Source organism: Actinophytocola sp. (assembly GCF_036555685.1).
Lineage (GTDB): Bacteria > Actinomycetota > Actinomycetes > Mycobacteriales > Pseudonocardiaceae > Actinophytocola.
Genome location: NZ_DATBKY010000306.1, coordinates 52652 through 77250 on the forward strand (window position 1 = coordinate 52652; position 24599 = coordinate 77250).

The window sequence follows — 24599 nt, forward strand, 5'->3', positions numbered from 1 at the left end:
ACCTCCCCGCAACTCCGCACGCGCCGCGGGGAAGGCAGCACTCGAACGCCTGTTCGATAGTACCAGAGAAGCGGGGGCAGGAACAGCCGAGCCTTCGGCACTGACCCGGCAGCCGGCGGTCGGCACGGCGGCGGCCCGCCGGGGTGTGCCCGCCGGCAAAAGTACCGGCGGGCACACGTCGCTCCGCGAGCTCAGGCGACCGGGACATCCCTCCTGCGGAACCCGGCCAGGCCGGCGACCCCGACCACCACGGCGACCGCGAGCAGCCACACGAGCGGCGTCGCCGTGACGTCCGCGCCGGGAACCCGCGGAATGTGGGTGAACGGCGAGATGTCCAGCACCCACTGGTCGAGCTGCAATGCCGGGCCGACCAGCCCGATCAGCAGGCACACCGTGAGCGCCGCCCACGCCACCGCCGCCAGCCGCGGCAGCACGCCGAACAGCAGGACGGTGACCGCCGAGAGCACCCACACGGCGGGCAGCTGCACCATCGCGCCGCCCAGCAGCCGGGGCAGCTCGCCGCCGACGTCGCGGACGTTCAGGCCGTGCGTCAGGCCCATCGCGACGCCTGCCGCGGCCAGCGTCACCGCCGGGCCGAGCAGCGAGAACAGCAGGTGGCTGCCGATCCAGCGCAGGCGGCCGACCGCCGTCGCCAGGACGGGCTCGGCTCGGCCGCTCACCTCCTCGTTGCGTGCCCGCAACATCGCCTGGATCGCGTAGGCGCCTGCGATCAGCCCGAACAGCCCGAGAATGCTGGCCAGGTAGCTGTTGATCAACCCGGTCGCGCCGCCCATGCGGGCGAACACGTCGCGGAGCTCCTGGTTGTCGCCGACGAGGTCCCCGACGCCCTCGGCGAGGTAGCCCAGGACGATGCCCAGCGCCACGAACCCGCCCACCCAGCCGGCGAGCAGGCTGCGGTGCAGCCGCCACGCGAGCCCGAACGGCGAGGACAGCGCGGCCGACGCCGACGCCGGACCCGGCCGGGGCGGCAGCAGACCGGCGCCGACGTCGCGCCGTGCGGACAGGGCGATCGCCACGTATGCGAGCAGCGCGCTCACGACCACCACGAGCAGCGCCGGCCACCACGCGTTCTCGCCGTACGGGCGGATCCGCTGCACCCAGCCGATCGGCGAGAGCCAGGTCAGCCAGGCCAGCGGCCCGTCGGACATGGCGCTGATGTCGCCGACGATGCGCAGCACGTAGGTCACGCCGAGCGTGGTGATCGCGATCCCGCGCGCGTTGCCCGCGGCACCCGCCAGCTGCGCGGCCACCGCGCCGACCGCGGCGAAGATCCAGCCGGAGGCGGCCATCTCGAGCCCGAACGCCACCGAGCCCGCACCCGGCATGTCCTGGCCGGCCATGCCGCCGGCGAGGATCAGGCCCATCACCAGGTTGGCGCCGAACGTCGCGACCAGGGCGGCCGCGAGCGGCGCGTGGCGGCCGACGACCGTGGAACCGAGCAGCTCGCGGCGGCCGGTGTCCTCCTCGGTCCGGGTGTGCCGGATGACCGTGAGGATGCTGACGATCCCGATGATCACGGGCAGGAAACCGGCGCGCCATGCGACGAGCTCGCCGAGCCCGGAGCCGTGCAGCCCGCCGTACAGCGCCACGAAGCCCGCGTTGTTCGCGCTGGTCGTGGCGTACCGCAGGCGGCCGGCGGCGTCCGGGAACAGCTCGTCGATCGCGGTCACGTAGGACAGCGGGATGAGGCCGAGGAACAGCACCCACAGCGGCATGATGACGCGGTCACGCCGAAGGATGAGCCGGACCAGCTTTCCGGTGCCGGTCAGGGTGGTCATCGCACGGCCTCCAGCGCCGTGCCACGGTCGTAGTGGCGGAGGAACAGCTCCTCGAGCGTCGGCGGCTGGCTCACGAGGCTGCGCACGCCGGCTTCGGTCAGGCGGTGCAGGACCGCGTCCAGCGAGTCGGTGTCGACGTCGAGCTTGATCCGCGTCCCGTCGTCCTTCAGGTCGTGCACGCCGGGCAGGTCGGCCAGGCCCGCGACCGGGCGCGCGAGCTCGGCCTGGATGTTCGTGCGGGTGAGGTGGCGCAGGTCGGCGAGCGTGCCGGTCTCCACGGCGCGACCGTCGCGGATGATCGTGAGCCGGTCGCAGAGCGCCTCGACCTCGGCGAGGATGTGGCTGGAGAGCAGCACCGTGCGGTCGCCGCGGCGCTTCTCCTCGCGGATCTCCTCGCGGAAGACCTCCTCCATCAACGGGTCCAGGCCCGACGTCGGCTCGTCGAGCAGCAGCAGCTCCACATCGGACGCGAGGGCGGCGACGAGCGCGACCTTCTGCCGGTTGCCCTTGGAGTAGCTGCGGCCCTTCTTGCGCGGGTCGAGGTCGAAGCGTTCGAGCAGGTGGTCGCGGCGCTTGCGGTCGAGCCCGCCGCGCAGCCGGCCGAGCAGGTCGATCACCTCGCCGCCGGTCAGGTTGGGCCAGAGCGTGACGTCCCCGGGCACGTACGCGAGCCTGCGATGCAGCTCGGTCGCACCGCCCCACGGGTCGCCGTCCAGCAGCCGTACGGTGCCGGCGTCGGCGCGCATCAGGCCGAGCAGGATCCGGATCGTCGTGGACTTCCCCGCGCCGTTCGGGCCGAGGAAGCCGTGCACCTCGCCGGTGCGGACGGCCAGGTCGAGGCCGTCCAGCGCACGCGTCGGGCCGAACGTCTTGACCAGTCCGGCCGCCGAGATGGCGTCGGTAATGATGCCGGTCATCGTGGTTCTCCCCTTTCTTGTTTCGCCAACCCGGCCCGCAGCTTCGCGGCCTCCTGCCGGGTGAGCAGCGGGTTCGAGTAGGCGTGCAGCAAGGTCTCGGACAGCGCCAGGTCGCCCTCGGACGTGGTGAGGTCGACGCCCATCGCGCGCGACAGGTGCGGGAAGAGGATGGGGACGCCGAGCGCCATCGCGGTGATCACCGCCGCCCAGTGCCGGACGTTCACCTCGGACGCCTCCGGGTTCGCCTTCACGTAGTCGGCGAGCCATTGCTCCGTCATCCCGACCATCTCGTCGAACAGCACGCCCGCGCCCCCCTCGGCCAGCGACCGGGTGAGGTATCGCGAATGGGGCAGCATCGACGACCGGGCGGCGGCGACGTAGTTGCTGATCTCGCCGGCTCGCATGTCCGCCACGGCCTGGTCGTTGAGCCGCCGGATCGTCCGCACGAGCCACTCGTCACAGGCATCGCGCAGCGCCTGCTTCGAGCCGAAGTGATGGCGCACCAGCCCGGACGAGACGCCTGCCGTCTCGGCGATGCCACGGATCGTGGCCCGCTCGAAGCCGTGCTCCGCGAAGTGCCGCATGGCCGCGTCGCGGATGCGGGCGCGGGCGGTGAGGTCCTCGGGGTCCGGTGCGGTCGCCATGTGCTCCTGTCCCGTCGTGTAGCTGACTACTCGAACGACTAGGAGACTACACGCACGTGTAGGACGCTGCATAGGTGAGCAGCGGCCGAGCGCATCGACCCGGCCGATCCTTGGCCGATGTACTCACCTGCGCACGAATCCGGTTGGTGAACTTGTCACAAGATGAGCAAGGTGTCAGTTTGTTGCGTTCTGGTGACACATTTGCGGCTCACGATCCGATAAGCCGAATGCCACCCCTCTACGGCGCGTGGTGGCGGCGAGGAGTTGTGCACATGACGGTCGAGACCCGGCTGGACGGAAGTGTCCTGCCACGGCGCCTCGCCGACATCCTGCGCCCCGAGCTCGCCAGCCTCGCGACCGAGATCGTCGACGAGATCCGCGCCAAGATCCCCGCGTACGCGCGCCCGCTCGACGGCCCGTACGGCAAGTCCATCCGCGCCGGGGTGCAGCACGCGACGAGCCTGTTCATCGAGCAGATCGCCGACCCGGAGACGTCGGCGCAGAAGTGCTACGAGGTGCACCACAAGCTCGGCCAGAACGAGATGCGCGAGGGCCGCAGCCTCGACGAGCTGCAGGCGGCGTACCGCGTCGGCGCGCGGGTGTCGTGGCGGCGGATCATGCGCGTGGGCAAGCGGAACGGGCTGTCGTCGACGGTGATGTCGCAGCTCGCCGACGCGGTGTTCGCGTACATGGACAAGCTCGCGTCGATCGCGCTGGACGGCTACCTCGAGGCGAAGGCCACGTCCGCGGGTGCGCTCGAGACGTGGCGCCGCCGGCTGCTCGGGATGATCCTGCAGACGCCACCGGCGCCGGCCGCGGCGATCGGTGAGCTGGCGCAGCTGATCGGCTGGGCGGTGCCGGAGAAGGTGTCGCCGGTCGCGGTGCAGGCGCTGCCCGGCTCGGGACACAACCAGCGCAAGCCGACCCTCGACCCGGACGTGCTCGCCGATCTCGACGGGCTCGAGCCGCGGCTGCTCGTGCCGGGCGACGTGACCGACGCGCGGCTGGAACGGATTCGCGTGGCGCTGCCGCAGTGCCGGATCTCGGTCGGCCCGTCGGTGCGGCTGGACGCGGCGACGCACGCGCTGCGGTGGGCGCGCAAGGCGCTGACGCTCGCGCAGCACGGCGTGATCGCGGACGGGCTGGTCATCCGCGGCGACCGGTATCTGTCCACTGTGCTCGTGCACGCCGACGACCGGCTGCTGGCGACGCTGCGGGAGCGGTTGCTCGCGCCGCTGCGGGGGCTGACCGCAAAGCAGCGGGAGCGGATGCTGGAGACGTTGCGGGCGTGGCTGGACACGCAGGCCAGCGTGCCGGACATGGCCGGGCAGCTCGGCGTGCATCCGCAGACGGTGCGATACCGGATGCGGCAGCTGGAGCAGACGCTCGGCGAGGCGCTGCACGATCCGCTGCGCCGCTTCGAGCTGGAGCTGGTGTTGCGGGCGACGCCGGCCGGCCGGGCGATGAAACGCCGTACCACGTCGGATGTCGTGCTCCCGGCACAACGCGAACGGCGGTGACGACGCCTTCACCGCGTCGGGTACGGCGAAGGCGTCGTCGGGAACCGGCGGTCTACGCCCCGGCCGCGTGCCAGCGGTCGGCCAACTGCCGGCCCTGGGTCGGCACGTACGCCCGCGGGTTGGCGAAGCCGCCGAGGGTGAACCCGGTGCCGTCGAGCACGAGGCTGTTCGACCCGGCCGGTGAGGGCAGGCCCTGCCGCGCGTTCACGACGGAGTCGATGAGCCCGAACAGCCCGCAGTTGCGGGCCTTCGGTACGGCGAACGTGCGGTCGGCCACGGCCGCGCCGGACAGCACGGTGTTGTTCATCTCGCCCGCCGGGTTCGGCGTGCCGTCGGCGTCGTAGCGCATGAGCCGCACGGCCGGCTGCGACTGGTTGGCCACCTTCAGCACCATCGGGTCGCTGCCGGCGCCGATGTAGCAGTTCCGGTCCAGGAACGGGTTCTGCAGGTGGATCTTCACCGGCAGCGTCATGATCGGCCGGCCCGTGGTGACGGCCGCGGCGAGGTCGAAGTCCGTCACCGGCCCCGCCGGCTCCAGCGTCGCGGTCACGGTGTTCAACGGGCTGCCGACGACCGCGTCGCAGATCTCGGAGATCACCGGGATGTCGCTCGGGCACATCAGCCCGAGCAGGCCGCCGGGAACGACGATCGGGTCGCCGGACAGGCCGCCGTTGGCCGGCAGCACGAGCGAGTACGTGCCGCCCTGGTTCAGCATGCCGAACGACAGGTCGACCTTGCCGACCGGCATCGTGGTGCCGCCCATCGTGATCGTGCCACCGGGCGAGCCGCCGCCGAGGCACGCCGCGACGACGCTCGCGCCGTCCGCGGCGAGCATGGCCGGGTCGTCCACCGGGCACCCGCTCAGGGCGGCCCACTCGCCGGCGAGCGGGTCGGCGGTCGCGGCGGCGGGGGTGGCGAGCGCGGTACCGGTCCCGAGCACGACCACCGCCATGCCGGTGACCAGCTGTCTGCGGAACCGCCGTAATCCGATCATCGAGACTCCTTCCGTCCTGCTCAGGTTTGCGGTGTGGGCACCTCGGGCGGGCAGCCGAAGTGGTTGCCGTTGATCGTGCAGATCGAGCCCTGGGTCAGCTTGACGAAGTTGTCGGGCCCGGAAACCATGCCGGTGATCAGCGGATCGAGATCCTCGGTGACCCCGCAGCCGGTGAACGGCGGGATCGTGACCGTGCCGCTCAGCGGCCCGCCGCCGGTGAGCAGGTACTTCGGCGGTTTGCCGAACACCTTCACCTCGATGGGGGTCGCGGTCCGGCAGTTCGGTCCGAGGTCGAGCGGCACCCCGTCGACTTCCGCGTCGTAGATCCGCGCGACGAAGGCACCGGAGACCGTCGCGTTGCTGAACGTCGGATCCCTCGGGTGCAGCCGGATGTCGGCGAACCCGAGCCCGATCTGGGTCAGCTGCATCTTCGCCGTCGTCGGCACGAAACCGAACGGCAGGAACGACGAGCCCACCTCCGGCAGCACCGGCTCGCCGTGGAGGTTCGGAAGCAGGTTGGCCTGCTGGCACAGGATCGGCGGCGTCGGCGGATCACAGGTGGCCGGCGAGAAGTTCGTGGGGCCGATGTTGACGATGCCCGCTGGCTGCAGCACAGCGGCATCGAGCTTGGCGACGTTCGCGTAGCCGGTCACGTAGGCGCAGTACCGGGAGTTGGCCGGCTTCGGCGGGTCGATCTCCTCGCAGTCCTCGGGTATCTCCACGACCTTCGCGCCGGGCGCGGCCGGAGCCCCGGTGGCTTTCGGCCCCACGACGACGGCCCCGGGCGGGGCGGTCGCACCGGGAGTCGGTTCCTCCACATCGGACACCGCGATCGTGGCGAGGGAGGTCGCCTGGTCGGGCGCGAGCGCGCAGCTCAGCTCGACGGCCGGCGGCTCGGTCACCGCACCGTCGGCGGTGTAGCCGGTGAGCACGGCGCTCAGCCCGGCGGCGCCGATCTCGACGTCCCCGGCGGTGCCGGTGACGATCGGGGCCGGGGTCTCGAGCGGCACGTCCAGGGCGAGCGCGGAGTCGTCCGCCGGGATGGGGACCGGCTCCGGCCAGGCCCCGGACCAGGTGGCCGTGGCCACGGAGGTGCCCTGGGTGATCGTCGTGTCGAGCCGCACGACGGCGCCGATCGAGACCGCGCCGATGCCGGTCAGGTCGGCCAGCGCGGGCTGGGCGATGGACACGGTCGCCGCCGGGGCGCCCGGCCGCACCGGCGTACCGACGACGGCGGCGCGGGGAACGTCGACGACGACGCGGAGGTCCACCGGCCGCTCGCCGCCCGGGAACGCGCACCGGTAGGCGAGGGTGCGGTCGACGTGTGTGACGTCCGGCTGGTCGGCCGGGGCCGGTGCGGCCGGCACGAAGGCGGCCAGCCCGGCGCCGACGAGCACCGGCAACACCGCGCGCCTCATGCGTGCTCCCCTCATGGGTGATGGTCTGTGGAGGCGAGCGGAGCACGGACTCGTCCGCGCATCGTCATCCTCCCTCGCTACCGGCCCAGGGGCCCGCCCGGCGGCCGGGCGGGCCCGCGGTCATCCGTGAGTCAGCCGGTGATCGTCTGTGCCGGGCTGACCGTGTAGCTGCCGTCGAACTGTGCGGTGGCGTTCTCGTGAATCAGGTCCGAGCAGTTGTTGAGCTCGTCGACCCGCGTGACGGTCAATGTCGGCTCGGGGACCACCGAGAGCGTGGCGGCGCTGTTCGAGTATTGCGCGCCCACGGAGCCGGATACGGTCGCGTCGCAACCCGGTCCGGCGATGTCCGCCGTAATATTGTCGATGCTTCCGTTCGTGACTCCGGAATCGAAGGTGGCGCCGTTGAGCGTCCATGTTCCGACCTGGGTCACCTCGAACTGGATGAACCCGGCCAGCAGGCAGCCGTTGAACTGGATGCCGGGCGTCTCCGGGATCGTCGCGAGCTGGTTGTCGGCGCTCGTGCCCGACTCCAGGTCCACCGCCACCGTGGAGGTGTCGCAGGTCAGGGTGATGTCGCCGTTGACAGGGTCGTGCACGACGAGGTTCGTGACGCCGGCCGTACCGTTCGTCGGGCCGCCGGGACTGATGGTCCACGGCGGTGCCGCCGCGGCAGGCGTGGCCGCGGCGACCACCGCGGAAAGCGCCGTGATGCCGACCGCGAGCATTCCTGCGATACGCTTGTGCATTGTCCGATCTCTTCCTTTCTCCGAGTTGCACACACGGAATCCGCATTCGACGAAATCGAATGTCGTATTCCCGGGTGTGTCGAGGCGGGAAGGCCCTCGATAAACCACGTTACCTGTGGGTAACAGGGACCACAATCAGGTAACAGAAAAGTACGTCGTCACCTCCCGGAAACTGCTTTGGTGGACAATTGCGGGAACCGGTTTTGTCACCGGTGGACAGAAAGTCATCGCGGCTCCATTCCCGTGATGACCCACCGGCCGCGCTCGAGCCGTGCGGTGACCGACAGCTGCGCCGCGGCCGCGCTGCTCGCGTCCTTGTCGGCCCGCGTCGCCGACTGGTCGAGGAAGACGAGCAGCCGCGCGCTGTCGGTGCCGAGGTCCTGCACGGCGGCGTCGACGACCCGCGTGGTGAGCACGAGCTTCTGGCTCGGCGCGAGCTCGCGGACCTGGGCGAAGAGCTTGTCGTAGGTGTCGCGGGCGGCGCCGCGCAGCACGTCGTCGGCGGCGCGCTCGGTGACGTCGGTCCGGTCGTAGGAGTAGGAGAAGATCCGGTTGAGCGCGGTCGTGACGGCCGCGCTGACCTCGGCCGTGCGGCCGGTGTCCACGAGCGCCGCGTTGCTCGCGGCCGGTGCGTCGCGCAGGGCGTCGGCACGGACCAGGAACCAGCCGCCCACCCCGGTCAGCACCACGGCCACCGCGACCAGCACGACCACGAGCGGCCGGAAGCCGTACCACGTGCGTGGCCGCACCTCCGGGTCCGGCACCTCGACCTCGACGTCCTCGACCTGAGCGGTCATGTCTGGTCCGCCTCCCCGGAATCAACCCTTGTGGTCGCGTCAGGGAACGAAAGGACCCGTTTGGTCACGTACTTGTGGCTGGTTTGCATCACGTTCCCCTGAGGTGCGGTCGAGAAGGCGGCAGCCCGATGTGATCTTGAGGTAGACACCAGGGAAGTCATGTCGGCTCCCTTCACTGCGCGCCGAGCGGCACCTGGTCGAGGGCGGACAGCAACCAGCCGCGGTCGGTACGGGTGAGCGCGGCGACGAACCGGTTCCGCTTGGTCGCCGGCTTACCACCCCGCACCGACGTGGCGATCTCCACCGACACCAGCAGCTTCGCCGTGCCGGAGCGGGTGTCGAGCTCGCTCACCGCGGCGTCGAGCACCCGCCCGGTCGCCACGGTTCCGCCGTCGTGCAACGTCTTGCGCGTCTTCGCGTCGGTCGACGCGAGCTCGTCGCGCAGCGCCCCGGTCGACACGGTCAGCCACCGGTCGATCCCGGCGTCCACATCGGATGTGTCGAGCGAGGTCAGCAGGGTCACGTGCGCGCGGCCGGCCGCCAGCACGTCGTCGCGTGCCTGCGCGTACCCGAGCGACTCGTCGGCGCCGGTCCGCCACCACGTCCAACCCGCCCAGCCGGCGAACGCCAGCGACACCACGACGAGCGCGACCGCGATCCGCAATGGCCACGGGCCGTGCGCTCTCACCTCCGCAGCCACAGCAGCTCCTCCAGGTTCCCGGCGACGGGCAGATCGGGTACGCCGAGCGGGCCGGGCAGGTGGACGCCGCCGCCCGGGATCGCCGCGGCCGGCACCCCGCCGGAGGGCGCGTGCTGCGAGCCACGCACCAGCCGGGGGTCGCCCTTGGGCAGCGTGCAGCGCGCCTTGGTGTTGAACAGGCCCGGCGTGACGTCCTCGCCCTGGTGGTAGACGGTCGACTCGTAGCCCGCGACGCACGGCAGCGGCTGGTAGAACGTCAGCGCGACCGACAGGTTGCCGCCGTCCGGCGTGATCGAGGTCGACGTCGCGGCGACCGCCTTGGGCGTCATCACGAGCAGCTGCTCCAGCCCGGCCGTGCGCGCGTCGAAGAGGTCCGCCGTGGTCAGCAGGTTCGCGAGCAGCACCGACAGGCCGGGGTTGGTGTCCGACAGCAGCCGGGACAGCTGCGTCGCCGCGGCGGGTGCGGCGCCGATCAGCTCGCGCAGGTCGCCGTCGGAGTCGGCGAGCTCGGTCGCGAACAGCTTGGCGTTGCGGGAGAACGAGCGCCACGCCGCGGACGAGTCGAGCTGGGTACGCAGCACGACCGAGCCGTCGTCGATCAGCGTCGCGGTCTGCGGCAGGTGCCGGGCCGCGGTCTCGGTGAACGAGATCGACGAGTCGAGCAGCACCTGCAGGTCGTCGCCGGAGTCGCGGGTGGCCGCGTACAGCTCGTCGACGACCGTGCGCAGCGACTCGGTCGGCACGGAGCGGTCGAACGCGGACAGGTCGCTCAGCAGGCCGGTCACCGGCGGCGGCACAGTCGCGGCCGACCGCGGGAGCACCGCACCGTCGGCCAGGAACGGACCGTCCTCGCCGCGAGGTTGCAGGTCGACGTACTGCTCGCCGATCGCCGACCGGTTGGCGACCACGGCCCGGGCGTCGGCGGGGATGCGCGGCGCGTCGTCGGAGATGACGAGGTCGGCCTCCATGCCGTCGTCGGTCAGCCGCAGCTCCCCCACCCGGCCGACGGCCACGCCCCGGTAGGTCACCTCGCTGTTGGTGAAGATGCCACCGCCGTCGTCGAGCTGCAGCCGCACGGTGTACTCGTCGTTGCCGACCAGCCGGTCCAGGCCGGCGTAGTTGGCGCCGACGAACGCCACCGCGGTCAGCGACAGCACGACGAACGCGAACACCTGGACGCGGACCGTACGCGTGAGCATCAGCGACCCCCGGTGGTCTGGCCGGACGGCGGCAACGGCAGCGGCGGCAGCGGGTCGGGGAAATTCGCCGGCGGGTCGATGTCGAGGAACACGTTGAGGAAGTCGCCCTTCACCGCGTCGAGCACCGGGTCGGTGAACGGGAAGGTCGGCAGGATCTCCAGCGCCCGCGGCAGGTTCTGGCCCGCGTCGGCGAGCCGGTTCAGCACCGGTGCGATCGCCTTGAGGTCCGCGACCATGTCGTCGCGGCCGCGGTTGATCGTGTCGACGGCGACGTCGGACAGCGTGTCGAGCGACTGCAGCATGGTGACGAGCGCGCTGCGCTGCTCGGTCAGCGCGCGCAGTCCCGGCGTGAGGTCGGTGAGCGCGCCCTTGATCTGGTGCTGGCGTCCGGCGAGCGTCGCGGCGAGCCGGTTGACCCCGTCCAGGGCGGCGGTGATGTCACCGCGGTGCCGGTCCAGGTTCGTGACCAGCTGGTCTACATTGGACAAGAAAGCGCGGATCTGCGGCTCGTTGCCGGTGAGCACGTCGGCGAGCTCGCGGTTGATCGTCTTGAGCTGGCTGACCCCGCCGCCGTTGAGCAGCAGCGACAGCGCGCCGAACACCTCCTCGACCTCGGTGTGCCGGTTCGTGCGGTCGGCGGTGATCACCGCGCCGTCCGCGAGCCGGTCCCGCGCGGTCGAGTCCGGCGGCGCGGCCAGCTCGACGAACTTCTCGCCGAGCAGGCTCGACTGGCGCAGGCTCGCCACCGCGTCGGCCGGCAGGTCCACATCGCCGTTCACGGCCACCTTGACCTGCGCGGTCCACCCGTCCGCGCCGCCGAGCCCGATCGACTCGACCCGCCCGACGACCACGTCGTCGACCTTCACCGCGGCCTGCGGCACGAGGTCGAGCACGTCGGCGAACTGGACGGTGACCCGGTACGGGTGGTCGCCGAGGTCCGCGCCGCCGGGCAGCGGCATGTCGTAGATGCCGTTGCTGCCGACGGCCGAGCAGCCGGCGGCGAGCACCGCGACGGCGAGGGCGGCGAGTACGCGGCGGATCATCGGTGCCCTCCGGCGGTCATGCCGGTCAGCGGCACCGGCAGCGGCGGCAGGTCCTTGATGTACTCGAGGATGTCCGTCCGGCCCTGGAGGGTTCCCGAGCCGGGATCGAACCCGTCGACCACGTTGGTCACCGCGAGTGGCGCGACGTCCAGCGCCTCCGCGGCCGACGCGCGGTGGTCGACGAGGAGCTGCGTGGTCCGGGCCAGCTTGTCCACATTGGACTTGATGGCGGCGCGGTTGTCCTTGATGAAGCCCTGGATGTCGGCCAGCGCGCCGGCGAGCGTGCGCAGCGCGGTCGACAGCTCGTCGCGGTCCGCGGCGAGCGTGCGCCACACCTGGTCGAGCTGGTCGTTCACGCGGCGCACCTGCTGGTCGTTGCCCGCGAGCATGCTGGTGAAGCTCTGCAGCTCGTCTACCGTGGCGAAGAGGTCGCCGGCCGAGCCGGACAGCGTGCGCGCGGCCTTGGCGAAGTTGCGCACGGTGTCGTTGAGTGCCTTGCCGTTGCCGCGCAGGTTGTCCGCGCCGGTGTCGAGCAGCTCCGAGAGGGCGCCCTTCGAGTTCGCGCCGTCCGGGCCGAGGGCGGTGACCAGCGTGTCGAGGCTCGCGTACAGCTCGTCGAGCTCGACCGGGGTGGCCGTGCGCGACTCCGGGATCACCGCGCCGTCGGGAAGCCGCGGGCCCCCGCGTGCGAGGCCGGTGAGCTGGACGTACCGGTCGGAAACCACGCTCGGCGCGACCACCACGGCGTTCGTGTCCGCGGCGACCTTGACGTCGCGGTCGAGCGTGAACACGACCTCGACCCGGCTGCCGCGCGGGGTCACCGACTCGACCGTGCCGACGCGCACGCCGAGGACCTGCACGTCCGAGCCCGCGTAGACGCCGACCGCGCGGGCGAAGTACGCGGTGATCCGCTTGTCGCCGTCACCGCCGAAGATCCACCACAGCGCACCGGCGGTGACCACGACCAGCACCGCGGCGACGACACCGACCCGCCTCATCTGGCACCCGCCGGAATACGGGGCGGCACGCACGGCTCGCGGTTCTGCTCGACCAGGCCGCAGATGTAGTTGTCGATCCAGTGCCCGGAACCGGTGGCGTTGTTCACGAGCCGGAAGTACGGGCCGGCGAGCTTGATGCTCCGGTCGATGTTGGCGGTGTAGCGCTGCAGAATCCCGGTCACGGAGTCCAGTTGAGACAGTGCCGGGGCGAGCCGCCGCTGGTTGTCGGCGACCAGACCGGAGAGCTGGCCCGCGAGGTCGGTGGTGCCGGTGAGCAGGTCGTGGATGGCCTCGCGGCGGTTGGTGAGCTCGGTCAGCAGCAGGTCGCCGTCGTCGAGGAGCTTGTCGAACTCGTCGTTGGTGCCCGACAGCGTGCGCGTGATCGTCCGCGTGTTGTCGAGCAGCTCGGCGAGCTGGGCGTCGCGCGAGGAGATCGTCTTCGACAGCGACGTGAGGCCGTCGAGCGCGGTGCGCACGTGCTCCGGGGAGTCGGCGAACGTGTCGGAGATCGTCCGGAAGCTCTGCGCGAGCCGTGCGGTGTCGATCGAGCCGACGGTGTCCGCGAGGCCCTCGAACGCGGTCGTCACGTCGTACGGGGTGGCCGTGCGGTCCAGCGGGATCGGCCGGTCCGGGTCCAGCGTGGTCCGGCCGGTCGGGAACAGCGCGAGGAACTTGCGACCCAGCAACGTCTTCAGCTTGATCGCCGCGGTCGTGGCGTCGCCGAGCCACGCGTCGCCGACGCGGAAGCTCACCAGGACGCGGTCCTCGGCCAGCTCGACGTCGGTGACCTCGCCGACCTTGATGCCGGCCACCCGGACCTCGTCGTCCGGCCGCAGGCCCGCGGCCTCGCTGAACTCGGCCTGGTAGGTGGTGCCACCGCCGATCAGCGGGATGTCCTGGTAGAAGAACACGAGCGCGGCGACCGCGGCCAGCACCGCCGTGCCGATGCCGCCGAGCAGCACGGGACTGCGTTCGGCGAAGGACTTCATGCCGTGCACCTCCCCGCCTTGCTCCGGTAGACGACCGGGTCGTCGGAGTTCAGGACCGCCTCGCACAGGTAGAAGTTGAGCCAGGAGCCGTAGTCCGCGGTGCTGCCGAGCGCGTTGAACTTCTCCGGCAGCAAGGTGAGGAACTTCTCGAGGTCGGCCTTGCCCGCGTTGAGGTTCGTCGACAGCCTGCCGAGACCGGTGATGCTGTCCTTGAGCGCCGGGCGGCCCTGTTCGAGCAGCCCGGCGGTCGCTCCGGTCAGGTCGCCGATGCCCTCGATCGCGTCACCGATCGCCGACCGGTCGCCGGCGAGACCGGACACCAGCCGCTGCAGCGTGCCGACCAACGTGGACAGCGCATCGCCCTGCCGGTTGATCGTGCCGAGCACGGAGTTGAGGTTGTGGATCACGTCGCCGATCACCCGGTCGCGGTCGGCGAGCGTGGCGGTGAGCGAGCCGGTGTGCGCGAGCAGGCTGTCGACCGTGCCGCCCTCACCCTGCAGCACCTGCACGATCTCGCCGGACAGGTCGTTGACCTCCTTCGGCGAGAGCGCCTGGAAGAGCGGCTTGAACCCGTTGAACAGGTCGGTCAGGTCCAGCGCCGGGGTGGTGCGGTCGAGCGGGATCTCGCCGCCTTCGGGCAGCCGGTCGGCGGTCGCGGTCGGGCCGCGGTCGAGTGCGATGTAGCGCTGGCCGACCATGTTGCGGTACTTGATCGTGGCGGTGACGTCCGCCGGCAGGGTCATGGACCGGTCGACGGAGAACGTCACCCTGGCCACGTGTCCGTCCACGATGGACATGTCGTCGACCTGGCCGACCCGCACGCCGGACACGCGCACGTCGTCGCCCGGGTTGAGGGAGGTGACGTCGGTGAAGCGGGCGGCGTAGCTCGCCATGTCGCCGAGTCCGGTGTTGCTGATCGACATCGCGAGCACGGCCGTGGCGAACCCCGTGACGAGCACGAAGACGAGCGCCTTGACGAGCGGGCCGGCGAGCTTCCTCATCGCAGCGTCACCTCCGTCCCGCGGTAGAGCGGACCGACGAGCACGCTGCTCCAACCGGGCACCTGGCCGGGTGCGAGCCCGGCGGCCGGCCCGGCGAGGCTCGCCACGAGCTGCTGTTCCTGCGGGGAGTTCGCGAGCCCGAGGTCGCCGGTGGAGCCGGGCAGCAGCGGGTGGCCGGCGCTACCCGTGGGAACCGCGACCGCGCCTACTGTCGGCGCGACGCCGCTCGGGTAGCAGCGCGGGCCGCCGGTCGCGTCGTACACCGGGTCGTCGGCGCCGGGCCGGTACGGGCCGCGCGACCTCGTGACGGTGGCGTCGATGTGCAGGCCCGGGTGCTTCGTGCCGGCGCCGAGCACCCGGTCCATCGCGGGCTTCAGGTCGGTCAGCGCCTTGAGCGTGCAGGGGAAGGCGGGCGAGTAGCGGGCGGCGAGCTCCAGCGGCGCGCGGCTGTGGGCGGCCAGCGCGATGATGTTCTCCTGGTTGTTGCGCAGGAAGATCGTGACGTCCTGGGCGGACGCGGTGACCTGCGCGTAAAGGTCGGTCAGCCGGACCCGCTCGGCGGCGACCGTGTTCAGCGTGGTCGCGGACTCGGTCAGCGAGTCGAGGAGGTCGGGCGCGATGTCCGAGTACAGGTCGCTGACGTGGGCCAGGTCGCGCAGGTCGGCGGTGAGCCGCGGGACGTCCGGGTTGAAGTCCTCGAGGTAGGCGGCCGTGTCGACCATGGCCTCACCGAGCCGCTCGCCCCGGCCCTCCAGCGCGGTGGAGATCGCGGTGAGCGTGGCGGCGAGCTTCTGCGGCTGCACGGCCTTGAGCACGGGCAGCAGGTCGTCGAACACGCGCTCCAGCTCGATGGCGTTGCGGGAGCGGTCCTGGCGGACCACGTCGCCGGCGCCTATCGGGTCCGCGCCGGAGGAGTCCGGAATGGACAGCTGGACGTAGCGCTCGCCGAAGAGCGTCTTGGGGATCAGCAGCGCGGTGACGTCCTTGGGGATCCGCGCGGCCTTGTCCGGCTCCAGGGCGATCTCGACGGCGGCGCCGTGGTCGGTGGCGCGCACGGACCGGACATCACCGACGACCACGCCGCGCGCCTTGACCTCCGACGACTCGGTCAGCTGGTTGCCGATCCGGTCGGTGCGCAGCGTGACGAGGACGACGTCGGTGAACTTCTGCTGGTACACCTGGACGGCCAGCCACGCGAGCATCGCCAGCACCACGAGGAACACCACCCCCGCGCCGCGCCGGACCAGCTTGCCCCCGATCATCCCGCCACCTGCACGGTCGTGGTGGCGCCCCAGATCGCGAGGCTGAGGAACAGGTCGATCACGTTGATCGCGACGATCGACGTGCGCACCGACCGTCCTACCGCGACACCCACGCCCGCCGGCCCGCCCGTGGCGCGGAAGCCGTAGTAGCAGTGCGCGAGCACCACGACCACGCTGAACACGAGGACCTTGCCGAACGAGTAGAGGACGTCGATCGGCGGGAGGAACAGGTGGAAGTAGTGGTCGTAGGTGCCGGCGGACTGGCCGAAGAACCAGACGGTGACCTGCCGCGAGGCGATGTAGGACGTCAGCAGGCCGATCGCGTACAGCGGGATGATCGCGAGGAAGCCGGCGACGATACGGGTGGTCACGAGGTAGGGCACGCTCGGCACGCCCATCACCTCGAGCGCGTCGATCTCCTCGGAGATGCGCATGGCGCCGAGCTGCGCGGTGAACCCGCAGCCGACGGTCGCGGAGAGCGCGATGCCGGCGACGAGCGGGGCTATCTCGCGGGTGTTGAAGTAGGCGGAGATGAACCCGGCGAGCGCGGACGTGCCGACCTGGTTGAGCGCGGAGTACCCCTGCAGGCCGACGACCGTGCCGGTGAACGCGGTCATGCCGACCATCACGCCGATGGTGCCGCCGATGACGGCGAGCGCGCCGGAGCCGAAGCTGACCTCGGCGAGCAGCCGCACGATCTCCCGGCCGTAGCGGCGGATAGCGCGCGGGGTCCAGACGAGCGCGCGGACGAAGAAGAAGATCTGGTCGCCGAGGACGTCGAGGAACGTGAAGCGCCGGTCGACGGCCTCGAGGACCCGCTTGGGTCTTTCCTCCAGCAGGGTCACGCCTCATGCCCCCTTCGGCGGCACGACCTGCAGGTACAGCGTCGTGAGGATGAGGTTGAGCAGGAACAGGAGGAGGAACGTGATCACGACGGACTGGTTCACCGCGTCGCCGACGCCCTTCGGGCCGCGGCCGGGGTTGAGCCCCCGGTAGGCGGCCACCACGCCCGCGACGAAGCCGAAGATCACGGCCTTGATCTCGCTGATCCACAGGTCCGGCAGCTGCGCCAGCGCGGAGAAGCTCGCGAGGTATGCGCCGGGTGTGCCGCCCTGCATGATCACGTTGAAGAAGTAGCCGCCGAGCACGCCGACGACGCTGACCAGCCCGTTCAGGAACGCGGCGACGCCCATCGCGGCGAGCACGCGCGGGACGATCAGGCGCTGCACCGGGTTGACGCCGAGGACCCGCATGGCGTCGATCTCCTCGCGGATGGTCCGCGCGCCGAGGTCCGCGCACATCGCCGAGCCGCCCGCGCCCGCGATGAGCAGCGCGGTCACCACGGGGCTCGCCTGCTGGATGATCGCCAGCACGCTCGCCGCGCCGGTGAACGACTGCGCGCCGATCTGCGTCGTCAGCGAGCCGAGGTGCAGCGCGATGACCGCGCCGAACGGGATCGACACGAGGGCGGCCGGCAGCAGCGAGACGCTGGCGATGAACCAGAACTGGCCGACGAACTCGCGGAACTGGAACGGCCGCTTGAAGGTGGCGCGAACGACGTCGAGGCCGAGCGCGTAGAGCTGCCCGGTCTGCCGCAGGGCCGCGGCGATCATCGCGTGCCCACGCGCTCGTAGCTGGACATGATGTGACGCTGCGCGGGGATGGGGAGCGACGGCAGGATCCGCAGCACGCGGTCCATCCGGCGGCGCACCGCCTGCCGTTCCGGCAGTCCGGGGGTGGGTTCGAGCTGTGGCGGCACCCCGCGGATCTCGTCGATCTCCTGGAGGCCCGCGGCGCGCTCGGCCGCCATCGTGGCCTCGTCCTTCTCCTCGCTCATGCCGATCGGCCCGATGCGGCTGCCGTTGAGGAACTGCTTGACCACGGGTTCCTCGCTGGTCAGCAGCACCTCGCGCGGGCCGAACATGACGAGTTCGCGGCGGAAGAGCATGCCGATGTTGTCCGGCACGGTGCGGGCGACGTTGATGTTGTGCGTGACGATCAGGATCGTCGCGTCGATCTGCGCGTTCAGGTCGACGAGGAGCTGGGAGATGTAGGCGGTGCGGACCGGGTCGAGCCCCGAGTCCGGCTCGTCGACGAGGATGATCTGCGGGTCGAGCACGAGCGCGCGGGCCAGGCCGGCACGCTTTCGCATGCCGCCGGAGATCTCGCCGGGCAGCTTGCGCTCCGCGCCGCCGAGCCCGACCATGTCCATCTTCTCGAGCACTACGCTCTTGATCTCGGCTTCGGACTTCTTGGTGTGCTCACGCAGGGGAAAGGCGATGTTGTCGTAGAGGTTCATGGAACCGAACAGCGCGCCGTCCTGAAATAGCACACCGAAGAGCTTCCGAATGTCGTAGAGTTTGTGCTCCGAACAGCCGACCAGATCCACGCCGTTGATGACGATATGTCCGGAATCCGGTTTCAACAGCCCGATCAGACATTTCAGGAAGACGGACTTGCCGGTTCCCGACGGGCCCAGCAGCACGCTGACCTCGCCCGAGGGGAGGGTGAGCGTGACATCGTGCCAGATCCGCTGGCGCCCGAAGGACTTGCTCAGCCCCTCGACAGCGACCTCGACTCCCAAACCCGCACCTCCGCCGCTCCCGAGGCGCCGCGTTTCCGGCGTGGCGAGGAAATCTCGTCACATCGTATGGAACTTCGGCGTTAATTACCGCCGAGTAGGTTAGTCAAGTCATTTCATGGAAGGCAAGGTACGGCGGACAATGCGCCAGTTCTTGAATTCTCGTGACAATTCTCTGGCGCGAACTTGTCAGAACGTGCGCAAAACCGTCCCCAGTATGTGAGAATCCCTGCCCGGTCAACGAACGGGCAGCCTGCGGGGTTACGGCTTCAGTGGGCGAAGTGGCGCGTGCCGGTCAGGTACAGCGACGCGCCGACGGCCTCCGCCGCGGCGATGACCTCCGCGTCGCGGACCGAGCCGCCGGGCTGGACGATCGCCCGCACGCCCGCGTCCAGCAGGAGCTGCGGCCCGTCGGGGAACGGGAAGAACGCGTCGGACGCCGCGACGGAGCCGGCCGCCCGGTCGCCGGCGCGCTCGACCGCCAGGCGCGCCGCGTCGACGCGGTTGACCTGGCCCATGCCGACGCCGACGGTCGCCCCGCCCGACGCGAGCACGATGGCGTTCGACTTGACCGCGCGGCAGGTCCGCCACGCGAACGCGAGATCGGCGAGCACCGCCTCGTCGACCGGTGAGCCGGTGGCGAGTGCCCACTTCGCCGGGTCGTCGCCCTCGGCGTCGATGATGTCGCGGCTCTGCATCAGCAGGCCGCCGGACACCGGGCGGATCTCCGCGCCGCCGCGGTGGGGCGGAGGGGCGAGCAGGATCCGGATGTTCTTCTTGCGGGACAGCACGTCCACCGCACCGTCCGCATAGGACGGAGCGACGATCACCTCGGTGAAGACCTCCGCGACCTGCTCGGCCATGTCGACGGTCACCTCGCGGTTCGACGCGATCACGCCGCCGAACGCGCTCAGCGGGTCGCACGCGTGCGCGCGCCGGTGGGCGTCCGCGACGGCACCCACACCGTCTACTGTGGACACCGCGATGCCACATGGGTTGGTGTGCTTGATGATCGCGACGCACGGCAGCTCGTGGTCGTACGCCGCCCGCCACGCGGCGTCCGCGTCGACGTAGTTGTTGTACGACATCTCCTTGCCGTGCAGCTGCTCCGCGGTCGCGAGGCCGCTGCCGCCGTGCGACGACACGTACAGCGCCGCCCGCTGGTGCGGGTTCTCGCCGTACCGCAGCACACCCTGCCGACCCCAGCTCGCGCCCACCCATGCCGGGAAGATCTGGCCCTCCTCCGGCGCGAGCACCGACCCCATCCACGACGCGACGGCGATGTCGTACGACGCGGTGTGCCGGTACGCGTCGACGGCGAGGGAGCGCCGGTCGGCCAGCGTGAAGCCGCCGTCGCGGACCTGCTCGAGCAGCCAGTGATACCGCCCCGGGTCGACGACCACGGCAACGGATCCGTGGTTCTTCGCGGCCGCGCGGACCATCGCGGGGCCGCCGATGTCGATCTGCTCGACGCACTCGTCCGGCGCCGCGCCCGAGGCGACGGCCTGCTCGAACGGGTACAGGTTCACGACCAGCAAGTCGTAGGGCTCGATGCCCAGCAGGTCCAGCTGCGCCACGTGGTCGGGGTTGCGCATGTCGGCCAGCAGGCCCGCGTGCACCCGCGGGTGCAGCGTCTTCACCCGGCCGTCGAGCGACTCCGGGAAGCCGGTCACCTGCTCGACCCGAGTCACCGGAACTCCCGCGTCGGCGATCACCCGCGCGGTCCCGCCGGTCGACACGATCTCCACGCCGTTCGCGTGCAGGCCCGTGGCGAGCTCCAGCAGGCCGGTCTTGTCCGAAACGCCGATGAGGGCCCGGCGAACCGGGCGCCGGTCGTCAGTCACGGGATGCTCACCTTTCGTCCGTGCACCGTGTAGCCCGAGCGGGCCAGCAGCGCGATCACGTCGACCAGCAGGCGACGCTCGACAACCTTGATGCGCTCGTGCAGGGTCTCGACGTCCTCGTCCGGCGCCACGGTCACCGCCTGCTGGGCGACGATCGGGCCGGTGTCCACGCCGGCGTCGACCAGGTGCACGGTGCAGCCGGTGACCTTCACGCCGTGCGCGAGCGCGTCGGCGACCGCGTGCGCGCCGGGGAAGGCCGGCAGCAGCGCGGGATGGGTGTTCACGACCCGGCCGGCGAATCGTTCGAGGAACGTCGCGCCGAGGATCTTCATGAAACCGGCGGACACGACCAGGTCCGGCTCGTACGCGGCGACCGCCTCGGTCAGCGCCTTGTCCCAGGCGTCGCGGTCGGGGTGGTCGGCGAGGCGCGCGACGAAGGTAGGCAGCCCCGCTCGCTCGGCGCGTGTCAGCCCCTCGATGGCGGGCCGGTCCGCGCCGACCGCGACCACGCGGGCGGGGTAGTCCGGACCGGCGCTCGCGTCGAGGACGGACTGCAGGAGGGTTCCGGAACCGGAGACCAGGACGACGACCCGTGCCGGTCCATCCGGTCTCACCGTGGCGGCCGACCCGCTCAGCGGACTCTCCCCGATGCGCGCATATGCGAAGCCTAGGACCTGGTCGGCAAAGCGCTCGCCCGGCCCGCCGCGGGCGGGCCAACTTCCGCGGCGTGTCCTTGCCGTCACTCGGCGTGCTGCCGGCCGAGTCAAGACCCCGCGGTTGAATGGACCGCCACGACGACACCACCGCGGAGATCCGGTGCGTTCTTCCGCCACCAGACGGTCCGGGTTCGAGATCGTCCGCTACGCCATCATCCGTTGCCAACTCATCTGCTACGAGACGATCCGCATCGAGATGGTCTAGAACCAAGCCGTCCGCAACAAGACGAACCGCGGCCAGAGCGATCCGTGCCAGACGGCCTTCCGCAGTGTGATTCGTGCTGGAACGAACCGCAGGCCGAGGATCCATGGCAACACGACCTGGGCTCGACGCCCGCTCCGACCGCGCCCGCTAGGAACGGTTCGAGTCGGGACGATCCGGTCGGAACCTTCAGGTTCTGGATCACTGGGTTCGAGATCGGCCGGTCGGGGATCGGCCGGCTCGGGATCGGCCGGCTCGGGATCGGCGGGGTCGGGATCGGAGGCTCGAGATCGGCGGGTTGCGGATCGTCTGTTTCGAGACGATCTGGGTTCGGATCGTTTGTTTCCGGATCAGGTCCGGGTGGGATCGTCCGAGTTCCTGCGATCTCCTTCCGGACCTTCCGCTTCTCGATCATCCGATTTCAGATCGTCCGTCTCGGGATCGTTTGCTTCCGGATCGTTTGCTTCCGGATCGTTTGCGTTGAGATCGTCTGCTTCGGGAGCATTCCGGGTTGGATCGTCTCGTGGAGCGGGTGACGTGTCGGCGATAGGGCGAGGGCCGGTCAGCCAGGCGATGATCGCGGCCGGGATTCCTATCCACGCGACCAGCGCGATCGACACCGCCGCCGCACGGAGGCTTACCGGGTCGTATGGGCCCATGCCCACCCGGCCGCCTCCGCTGCCGGCCAGCACCACGAAGACCAGCGCGACCACTCCGGCGGCGACCGCCGCGGCGCGCACCCGGGCCAGCGGCTCCGGGGCCACGTTCTTCAGTCGGCGGCCGACCAGCACGCCAACACCCAGCGGCAACCCCAACAGGGCCGGCCACCAGGCTGCCGGTTCCTCCGGCAAGGCGGCGAGCAACGGCAGGCCGGGCACCGGACCGCCGGTGAAGTTCAGCGGCGACACGACCACGATGCCCATCGAGAAGCCCGGACCGGCCAGGAAGCCGACGCCGGCGATCACCGCATTGGGCACGAACCCTACCGACAGCAACGCCATGCCCAGTCCGTTGCCGATGCCCGGCGCGGACACGGCGAACAGCTCCTTCGCCGTCGGCACGGACGTCAGCAGCGCAATCGACAGCAGCGCGCCCCCGGCCGCGAGCAGCCACACCACCGCGACCGCCCCGGCTCGGATGCCGGCCAGTGCCACGGCGTCCGTCCGCGCCGCGACCGCCGTCCGCAGGCCACAGGGACGCATCACTCCGACAGTCGCGGCCAGCGCGGCGATCAGAGCTGGGTAGTAGAACGCCGCAAGCGGGTCGACCGCGAGCTCGGGACTCGAGACCGCCAGCGCGACGGCTATCCCGGTCACGCCGTGCGCCACCGCCAGAGCGCCGACCGCCTGACCGGCCTGCCGCGGGCCCGACAACCGAAGCCGCTCGGCGGCGCCGGCCGCTGCCCGGGCGGCGATCAGCATCATCGCGACGGTCGGCAGGAGCGGGAGCATGCCGAGCTCCAGCCCGCCGAGCGCGATCGGTACCTGATGGGCGGCCAGCCAGGCCGGCAGGGCGGCGACGACGACACCCGTCGTGGAGAAGTTCGTCAGCGGCGCGATCGCGGTGACCAGCGCAAGCAATGCGGCGACCGCGGCGTAGCCCGTGACGATCGAGCCGAGCGCAGCGAGTGTGAGAACCCGGAGCCGGGTGAGCTTCGAGACGGGTGCGTCGTCGACGCTGGCGTCGGTGGCTTCGAGGTCGAGGGGCGGCGCCATGCGGCCACTGTGGCACGCGGACCGCGCCGCCAAGTGGAGGCACGCCGCCCGCGACCGCATCGGTGAACCGTGTCACCGCACGTCAACGGGGGTGGCCCCGGAGCTCCGGCGCCACCCCCGTCGAGGTCTGGCTACTGCTGGGGGTACCCGCCCGGCGGCGTACCGGGGTGCCCGCCCGGCTGGCCGAACTGGCCCTGCTGCGGCGCGAACGTGGTCTGCTGCCCGGGCGCACCCGGCGGCGGGTACTGCCCCGGCGGCGGCTGCTGCGCCGGGAACTGCCCGGACGGCGGGTACATCCCGGGCGGCTGCTGCCCGTAGTGGTTCTGACCCGGGGTCGGCGCCTTGATGATCCCGGCCTCGAACAGGTACGCGACGACGGACGCGGCGCCCTGCAGGATGCCGAAGATCAGCAGCAGTATCGAGCCGACGCCGAGGTCGGGGTCGGTCGAGAACGTGAAGAAGAGGACGGTCAGCATGCCGGTGACGGAGAACGCCGCGGGCGCGATGCCGGCCTTGCGGTCGCCGCCCGGCAGGATCGCCGGCAGCACGAACAACCCGCCGAGCAGGAACAGCGCCGGTACCGGCGTGGGCGCGGCGAAGTAGCTCTGGCTGGCGCCGTCGTAGATGTCGGCGAAGCCGACGAAGAAGTTGATCAGACCGAGACCGGCGACGACGAGGTACATGATCTGCGGCAGGCCGAGCTTCATGCCGCCACCCCCCGGCGGGGGTCCGTAGCCCGGTCCCTGAAGCGGCTGCTGCGGGCCCTGCCCCGGGTAGCCACCCGGTGCTCCGCCTGGGTAGGTCATCGCGTTGCTCTCCTCAGCTCACTCGACGCGATTGCAAACGGTCTCGGTTCCGAACCGACCGGGAAGGCCGGCTCGCCCCGCGCCCCTCCGACGACCGGAGCCGGCGGGTGGTTCCCCGTCGGGACCACCGTTGGGGCCGGACGCTACACCAGCTTCCGGCCCCAGGTCGTGCTGACCGCCGGTCGGCGTCCTCAGGCGGACGCGGCGACGAGCTGACGGGCGAGGTCCGCGGTCTCCGACGGAGTCTTGCCCACCTTGACGCCGGCCGTCTCCAGCGCTTCCTTCTTCGCCTGCGCGGTGCCTGACGAGCCGGACACGATCGCGCCCGCGTGGCCCATGGTCTTGCCTTCCGGCGCGGTGAAGCCCGCGACATAGCCGACGACCGGCTTGCTCACGTGCTCCTTGATGTAGGCCGCCGCGCGCTCCTCCGCGTCACCGCCGATCTCGCCGATCATCACGATGACCTCGGTCTGCGGGTCGGCCTCGAACGCGGCGAGCGCGTCGATGTGCGTGGTGCCGATGACCGGGTCGCCGCCGATGCCGACCGCGGACGAGAAGCCGATGTCACGCAGCTCGTACATGAGCTGGTAGGTCAGCGTGCCCGACTTCGACACCAGGCCGATCCGGCCGGGACCGGTGATGTCCGCCGGGATGATGCCGGCGTTCGACTTGCCGGGGCTGATGACGCCCGGGCAGTTCGGGCCCACG

The 24599-nt window shown here is 71.0% G+C and carries 23 protein-coding genes; 1 reads left to right on the plus strand and 22 read right to left on the minus strand.

What is annotated here, in order from left to right:
• Window positions 1-191: 191 nt before the first annotated feature.
• The 3 genes from VH969_RS32315 to VH969_RS32325 are packed head-to-tail and all read right to left on the minus strand — an operon-like array spanning window position 192 to window position 3360.
• Window positions 192-1799: an ABC transporter permease gene (locus VH969_RS32315; protein WP_331981330.1), complete on the minus strand. Its 1608-nt coding sequence runs from the start codon at window positions 1797-1799 to the stop codon at window positions 192-194.
• On the minus strand, window positions 1796-2716 hold the full coding sequence (locus VH969_RS32320) for an ABC transporter ATP-binding protein (RefSeq protein ID WP_331981333.1): 921 nt from the start codon (window positions 2714-2716) through the stop codon (window positions 1796-1798). Before VH969_RS32320 ends, VH969_RS32315 begins: the two co-directional genes overlap by 4 nt.
• The gene (locus VH969_RS32325) at window positions 2713-3360 is read right to left on the minus strand and encodes a TetR/AcrR family transcriptional regulator (protein ID WP_331981336.1); all 648 of its coding nucleotides are present in this window, start codon (window positions 3358-3360) and stop codon (window positions 2713-2715) included. The genes VH969_RS32320 and VH969_RS32325 overlap by 4 nt, the downstream gene beginning before the upstream one ends.
• 272 nt (window positions 3361-3632) lie before the next feature.
• Here VH969_RS32325 and VH969_RS32330 point away from each other — a divergent pair, with 272 nt between their 5' ends.
• Window positions 3633-4880: a PucR family transcriptional regulator gene (locus VH969_RS32330; RefSeq protein ID WP_331981339.1), complete on the plus strand. Its 1248-nt coding sequence runs from the start codon at window positions 3633-3635 to the stop codon at window positions 4878-4880.
• Between the two features lie 52 nt (window positions 4881-4932).
• On the opposite strand, the gene VH969_RS32335 is transcribed toward VH969_RS32330, so the two are convergent.
• The 19 genes from VH969_RS32335 to VH969_RS32425 form a co-directional block, all read right to left on the minus strand.
• Window positions 4933-5874, minus strand: a complete 942-nt coding sequence (locus VH969_RS32335; RefSeq protein WP_331981342.1) for a hypothetical protein — start codon at window positions 5872-5874, stop codon at window positions 4933-4935.
• A 20-nt stretch (window positions 5875-5894) separates the two neighbouring features.
• Complete coding sequence (locus tag VH969_RS32340; RefSeq protein ID WP_331981345.1) at window positions 5895-7292, minus strand: DUF6801 domain-containing protein; 1398 nt, start codon at window positions 7290-7292, stop codon at window positions 5895-5897.
• Window positions 7293-7423: 131 nt separating this feature from the next.
• The gene (locus tag VH969_RS32345) at window positions 7424-8038 is read right to left on the minus strand and encodes a hypothetical protein (protein ID WP_331981348.1); all 615 of its coding nucleotides are present in this window, start codon (window positions 8036-8038) and stop codon (window positions 7424-7426) included.
• A gap of 224 nt (window positions 8039-8262) precedes the next feature.
• Entirely contained in the window at window positions 8263-8835 is a 573-nt protein-coding gene (locus VH969_RS32350) for a hypothetical protein (RefSeq protein WP_331981351.1), read from the minus strand.
• Between the two features lie 172 nt (window positions 8836-9007).
• Window positions 9008-9535: an Rv1363c family protein gene (locus tag VH969_RS32355; protein ID WP_331981354.1), complete on the minus strand. Its 528-nt coding sequence runs from the start codon at window positions 9533-9535 to the stop codon at window positions 9008-9010.
• A complete protein-coding gene (locus VH969_RS32360) occupies window positions 9520-10734 on the minus strand; it encodes an MlaD family protein (RefSeq protein ID WP_331981357.1) in 1215 nt (404 codons plus the stop codon). The genes VH969_RS32355 and VH969_RS32360 overlap by 16 nt, the downstream gene beginning before the upstream one ends.
• Window positions 10734-11777, minus strand: coding sequence for an MCE family protein (locus VH969_RS32365; RefSeq protein ID WP_331981360.1), 1044 nt, complete (start codon window positions 11775-11777; stop codon window positions 10734-10736). Before VH969_RS32365 ends, VH969_RS32360 begins: the two co-directional genes overlap by 1 nt.
• Entirely contained in the window at window positions 11774-12775 is a 1002-nt protein-coding gene (locus VH969_RS32370; RefSeq protein ID WP_331981363.1) for an MCE family protein, read from the minus strand. Before VH969_RS32370 ends, VH969_RS32365 begins: the two co-directional genes overlap by 4 nt.
• Window positions 12772-13764, minus strand: a complete 993-nt coding sequence (locus tag VH969_RS32375) for an MCE family protein (RefSeq protein ID WP_331981366.1) — start codon at window positions 13762-13764, stop codon at window positions 12772-12774. The genes VH969_RS32370 and VH969_RS32375 overlap by 4 nt, the downstream gene beginning before the upstream one ends.
• Window positions 13761-14765, minus strand: coding sequence for an MCE family protein (locus VH969_RS32380; protein ID WP_331981369.1), 1005 nt, complete (start codon window positions 14763-14765; stop codon window positions 13761-13763). The genes VH969_RS32375 and VH969_RS32380 overlap by 4 nt, the downstream gene beginning before the upstream one ends.
• Window positions 14762-16027: an MCE family protein gene (locus tag VH969_RS32385; RefSeq protein WP_331981372.1), complete on the minus strand. Its 1266-nt coding sequence runs from the start codon at window positions 16025-16027 to the stop codon at window positions 14762-14764. Before VH969_RS32385 ends, VH969_RS32380 begins: the two co-directional genes overlap by 4 nt.
• Window positions 16024-16866, minus strand: coding sequence for an MlaE family ABC transporter permease (locus VH969_RS32390; protein ID WP_414638647.1), 843 nt, complete (start codon window positions 16864-16866; stop codon window positions 16024-16026). Before VH969_RS32390 ends, VH969_RS32385 begins: the two co-directional genes overlap by 4 nt.
• Before the next feature lie 9 nt (window positions 16867-16875).
• On the minus strand, window positions 16876-17640 hold the full coding sequence (locus VH969_RS32395; RefSeq protein WP_331981378.1) for an MlaE family ABC transporter permease: 765 nt from the start codon (window positions 17638-17640) through the stop codon (window positions 16876-16878).
• Window positions 17637-18611 (minus strand): ABC transporter ATP-binding protein, encoded by a 975-nt coding sequence (locus VH969_RS32400; RefSeq protein WP_331981381.1) that lies wholly within the window; start codon window positions 18609-18611, stop codon window positions 17637-17639. The genes VH969_RS32395 and VH969_RS32400 overlap by 4 nt, the downstream gene beginning before the upstream one ends.
• 266 nt (window positions 18612-18877) lie before the next feature.
• Window positions 18878-20452 carry a bifunctional phosphoribosylaminoimidazolecarboxamide formyltransferase/IMP cyclohydrolase gene (purH, locus tag VH969_RS32405; RefSeq protein ID WP_331981383.1) on the minus strand — a complete coding sequence of 525 codons (1575 nt, stop codon included), beginning with the start codon at window positions 20450-20452 and terminating at the stop codon, window positions 18878-18880.
• Entirely contained in the window at window positions 20449-21066 is a 618-nt protein-coding gene (purN, locus tag VH969_RS32410; protein ID WP_331981386.1) for a phosphoribosylglycinamide formyltransferase, read from the minus strand. Before purN ends, purH begins: the two co-directional genes overlap by 4 nt.
• 654 nt (window positions 21067-21720) lie before the next feature.
• Window positions 21721-23085: a cell division protein PerM gene (locus tag VH969_RS32415; RefSeq protein WP_331981389.1), complete on the minus strand. Its 1365-nt coding sequence runs from the start codon at window positions 23083-23085 to the stop codon at window positions 21721-21723.
• Between the two features lie 131 nt (window positions 23086-23216).
• A complete protein-coding gene (locus tag VH969_RS32420) occupies window positions 23217-23891 on the minus strand; it encodes a DUF5336 domain-containing protein (protein WP_331981392.1) in 675 nt (224 codons plus the stop codon).
• Between the two features lie 191 nt (window positions 23892-24082).
• On the minus strand, window positions 24083-24599 hold a 517-nt coding region (locus tag VH969_RS32425; RefSeq protein ID WP_527249175.1), incomplete at its 5' end, for a succinate--CoA ligase subunit alpha.

What these genes read in the sequence shown, in the direction of transcription:
- VH969_RS32350 (WP_331981351.1), bottom strand. Translation starts at nt 8,835, where the DNA reads ATGACCGCTCAGGTCGAGGACGTCGAGGTCGAGGTGCCGGACCCGGAG.
- VH969_RS32380 (WP_331981369.1), bottom strand. Translation starts at nt 14,765, where the DNA reads ATGAGGAAGCTCGCCGGCCCGCTCGTCAAGGCGCTCGTCTTCGTGCTC.
- VH969_RS32330 (WP_331981339.1), top strand. Translation starts at nt 3,633, where the DNA reads ATGACGGTCGAGACCCGGCTGGACGGAAGTGTCCTGCCACGGCGCCTC.
- VH969_RS32325 (WP_331981336.1), bottom strand. Translation starts at nt 3,360, where the DNA reads ATGGCGACCGCACCGGACCCCGAGGACCTCACCGCCCGCGCCCGCATC.
- VH969_RS32420 (WP_331981392.1), bottom strand. Translation starts at nt 23,891, where the DNA reads ATGACCTACCCAGGCGGAGCACCGGGTGGCTACCCGGGGCAGGGCCCG.
- VH969_RS32360 (WP_331981357.1), bottom strand. Translation starts at nt 10,734, where the DNA reads ATGCTCACGCGTACGGTCCGCGTCCAGGTGTTCGCGTTCGTCGTGCTG.
- VH969_RS32395 (WP_331981378.1), bottom strand. Translation starts at nt 17,640, where the DNA reads ATGATCGCCGCGGCCCTGCGGCAGACCGGGCAGCTCTACGCGCTCGGC.
- VH969_RS32315 (WP_331981330.1), bottom strand. Translation starts at nt 1,799, where the DNA reads ATGACCACCCTGACCGGCACCGGAAAGCTGGTCCGGCTCATCCTTCGG.
- VH969_RS32415 (WP_331981389.1), bottom strand. Translation starts at nt 23,085, where the DNA reads ATGGCGCCGCCCCTCGACCTCGAAGCCACCGACGCCAGCGTCGACGAC.
- VH969_RS32335 (WP_331981342.1), bottom strand. Translation starts at nt 5,874, where the DNA reads ATGATCGGATTACGGCGGTTCCGCAGACAGCTGGTCACCGGCATGGCG.
- VH969_RS32385 (WP_331981372.1), bottom strand. Translation starts at nt 16,027, where the DNA reads ATGATCGGGGGCAAGCTGGTCCGGCGCGGCGCGGGGGTGGTGTTCCTC.
- VH969_RS32370 (WP_331981363.1), bottom strand. Translation starts at nt 12,775, where the DNA reads ATGAGGCGGGTCGGTGTCGTCGCCGCGGTGCTGGTCGTGGTCACCGCC.
- VH969_RS32340 (WP_331981345.1), bottom strand. Translation starts at nt 7,292, where the DNA reads ATGAGGCGCGCGGTGTTGCCGGTGCTCGTCGGCGCCGGGCTGGCCGCC.
- VH969_RS32345 (WP_331981348.1), bottom strand. Translation starts at nt 8,038, where the DNA reads ATGCACAAGCGTATCGCAGGAATGCTCGCGGTCGGCATCACGGCGCTT.
- VH969_RS32320 (WP_331981333.1), bottom strand. Translation starts at nt 2,716, where the DNA reads ATGACCGGCATCATTACCGACGCCATCTCGGCGGCCGGACTGGTCAAG.
- VH969_RS32375 (WP_331981366.1), bottom strand. Translation starts at nt 13,764, where the DNA reads ATGAAGTCCTTCGCCGAACGCAGTCCCGTGCTGCTCGGCGGCATCGGC.
- VH969_RS32365 (WP_331981360.1), bottom strand. Translation starts at nt 11,777, where the DNA reads ATGATCCGCCGCGTACTCGCCGCCCTCGCCGTCGCGGTGCTCGCCGCC.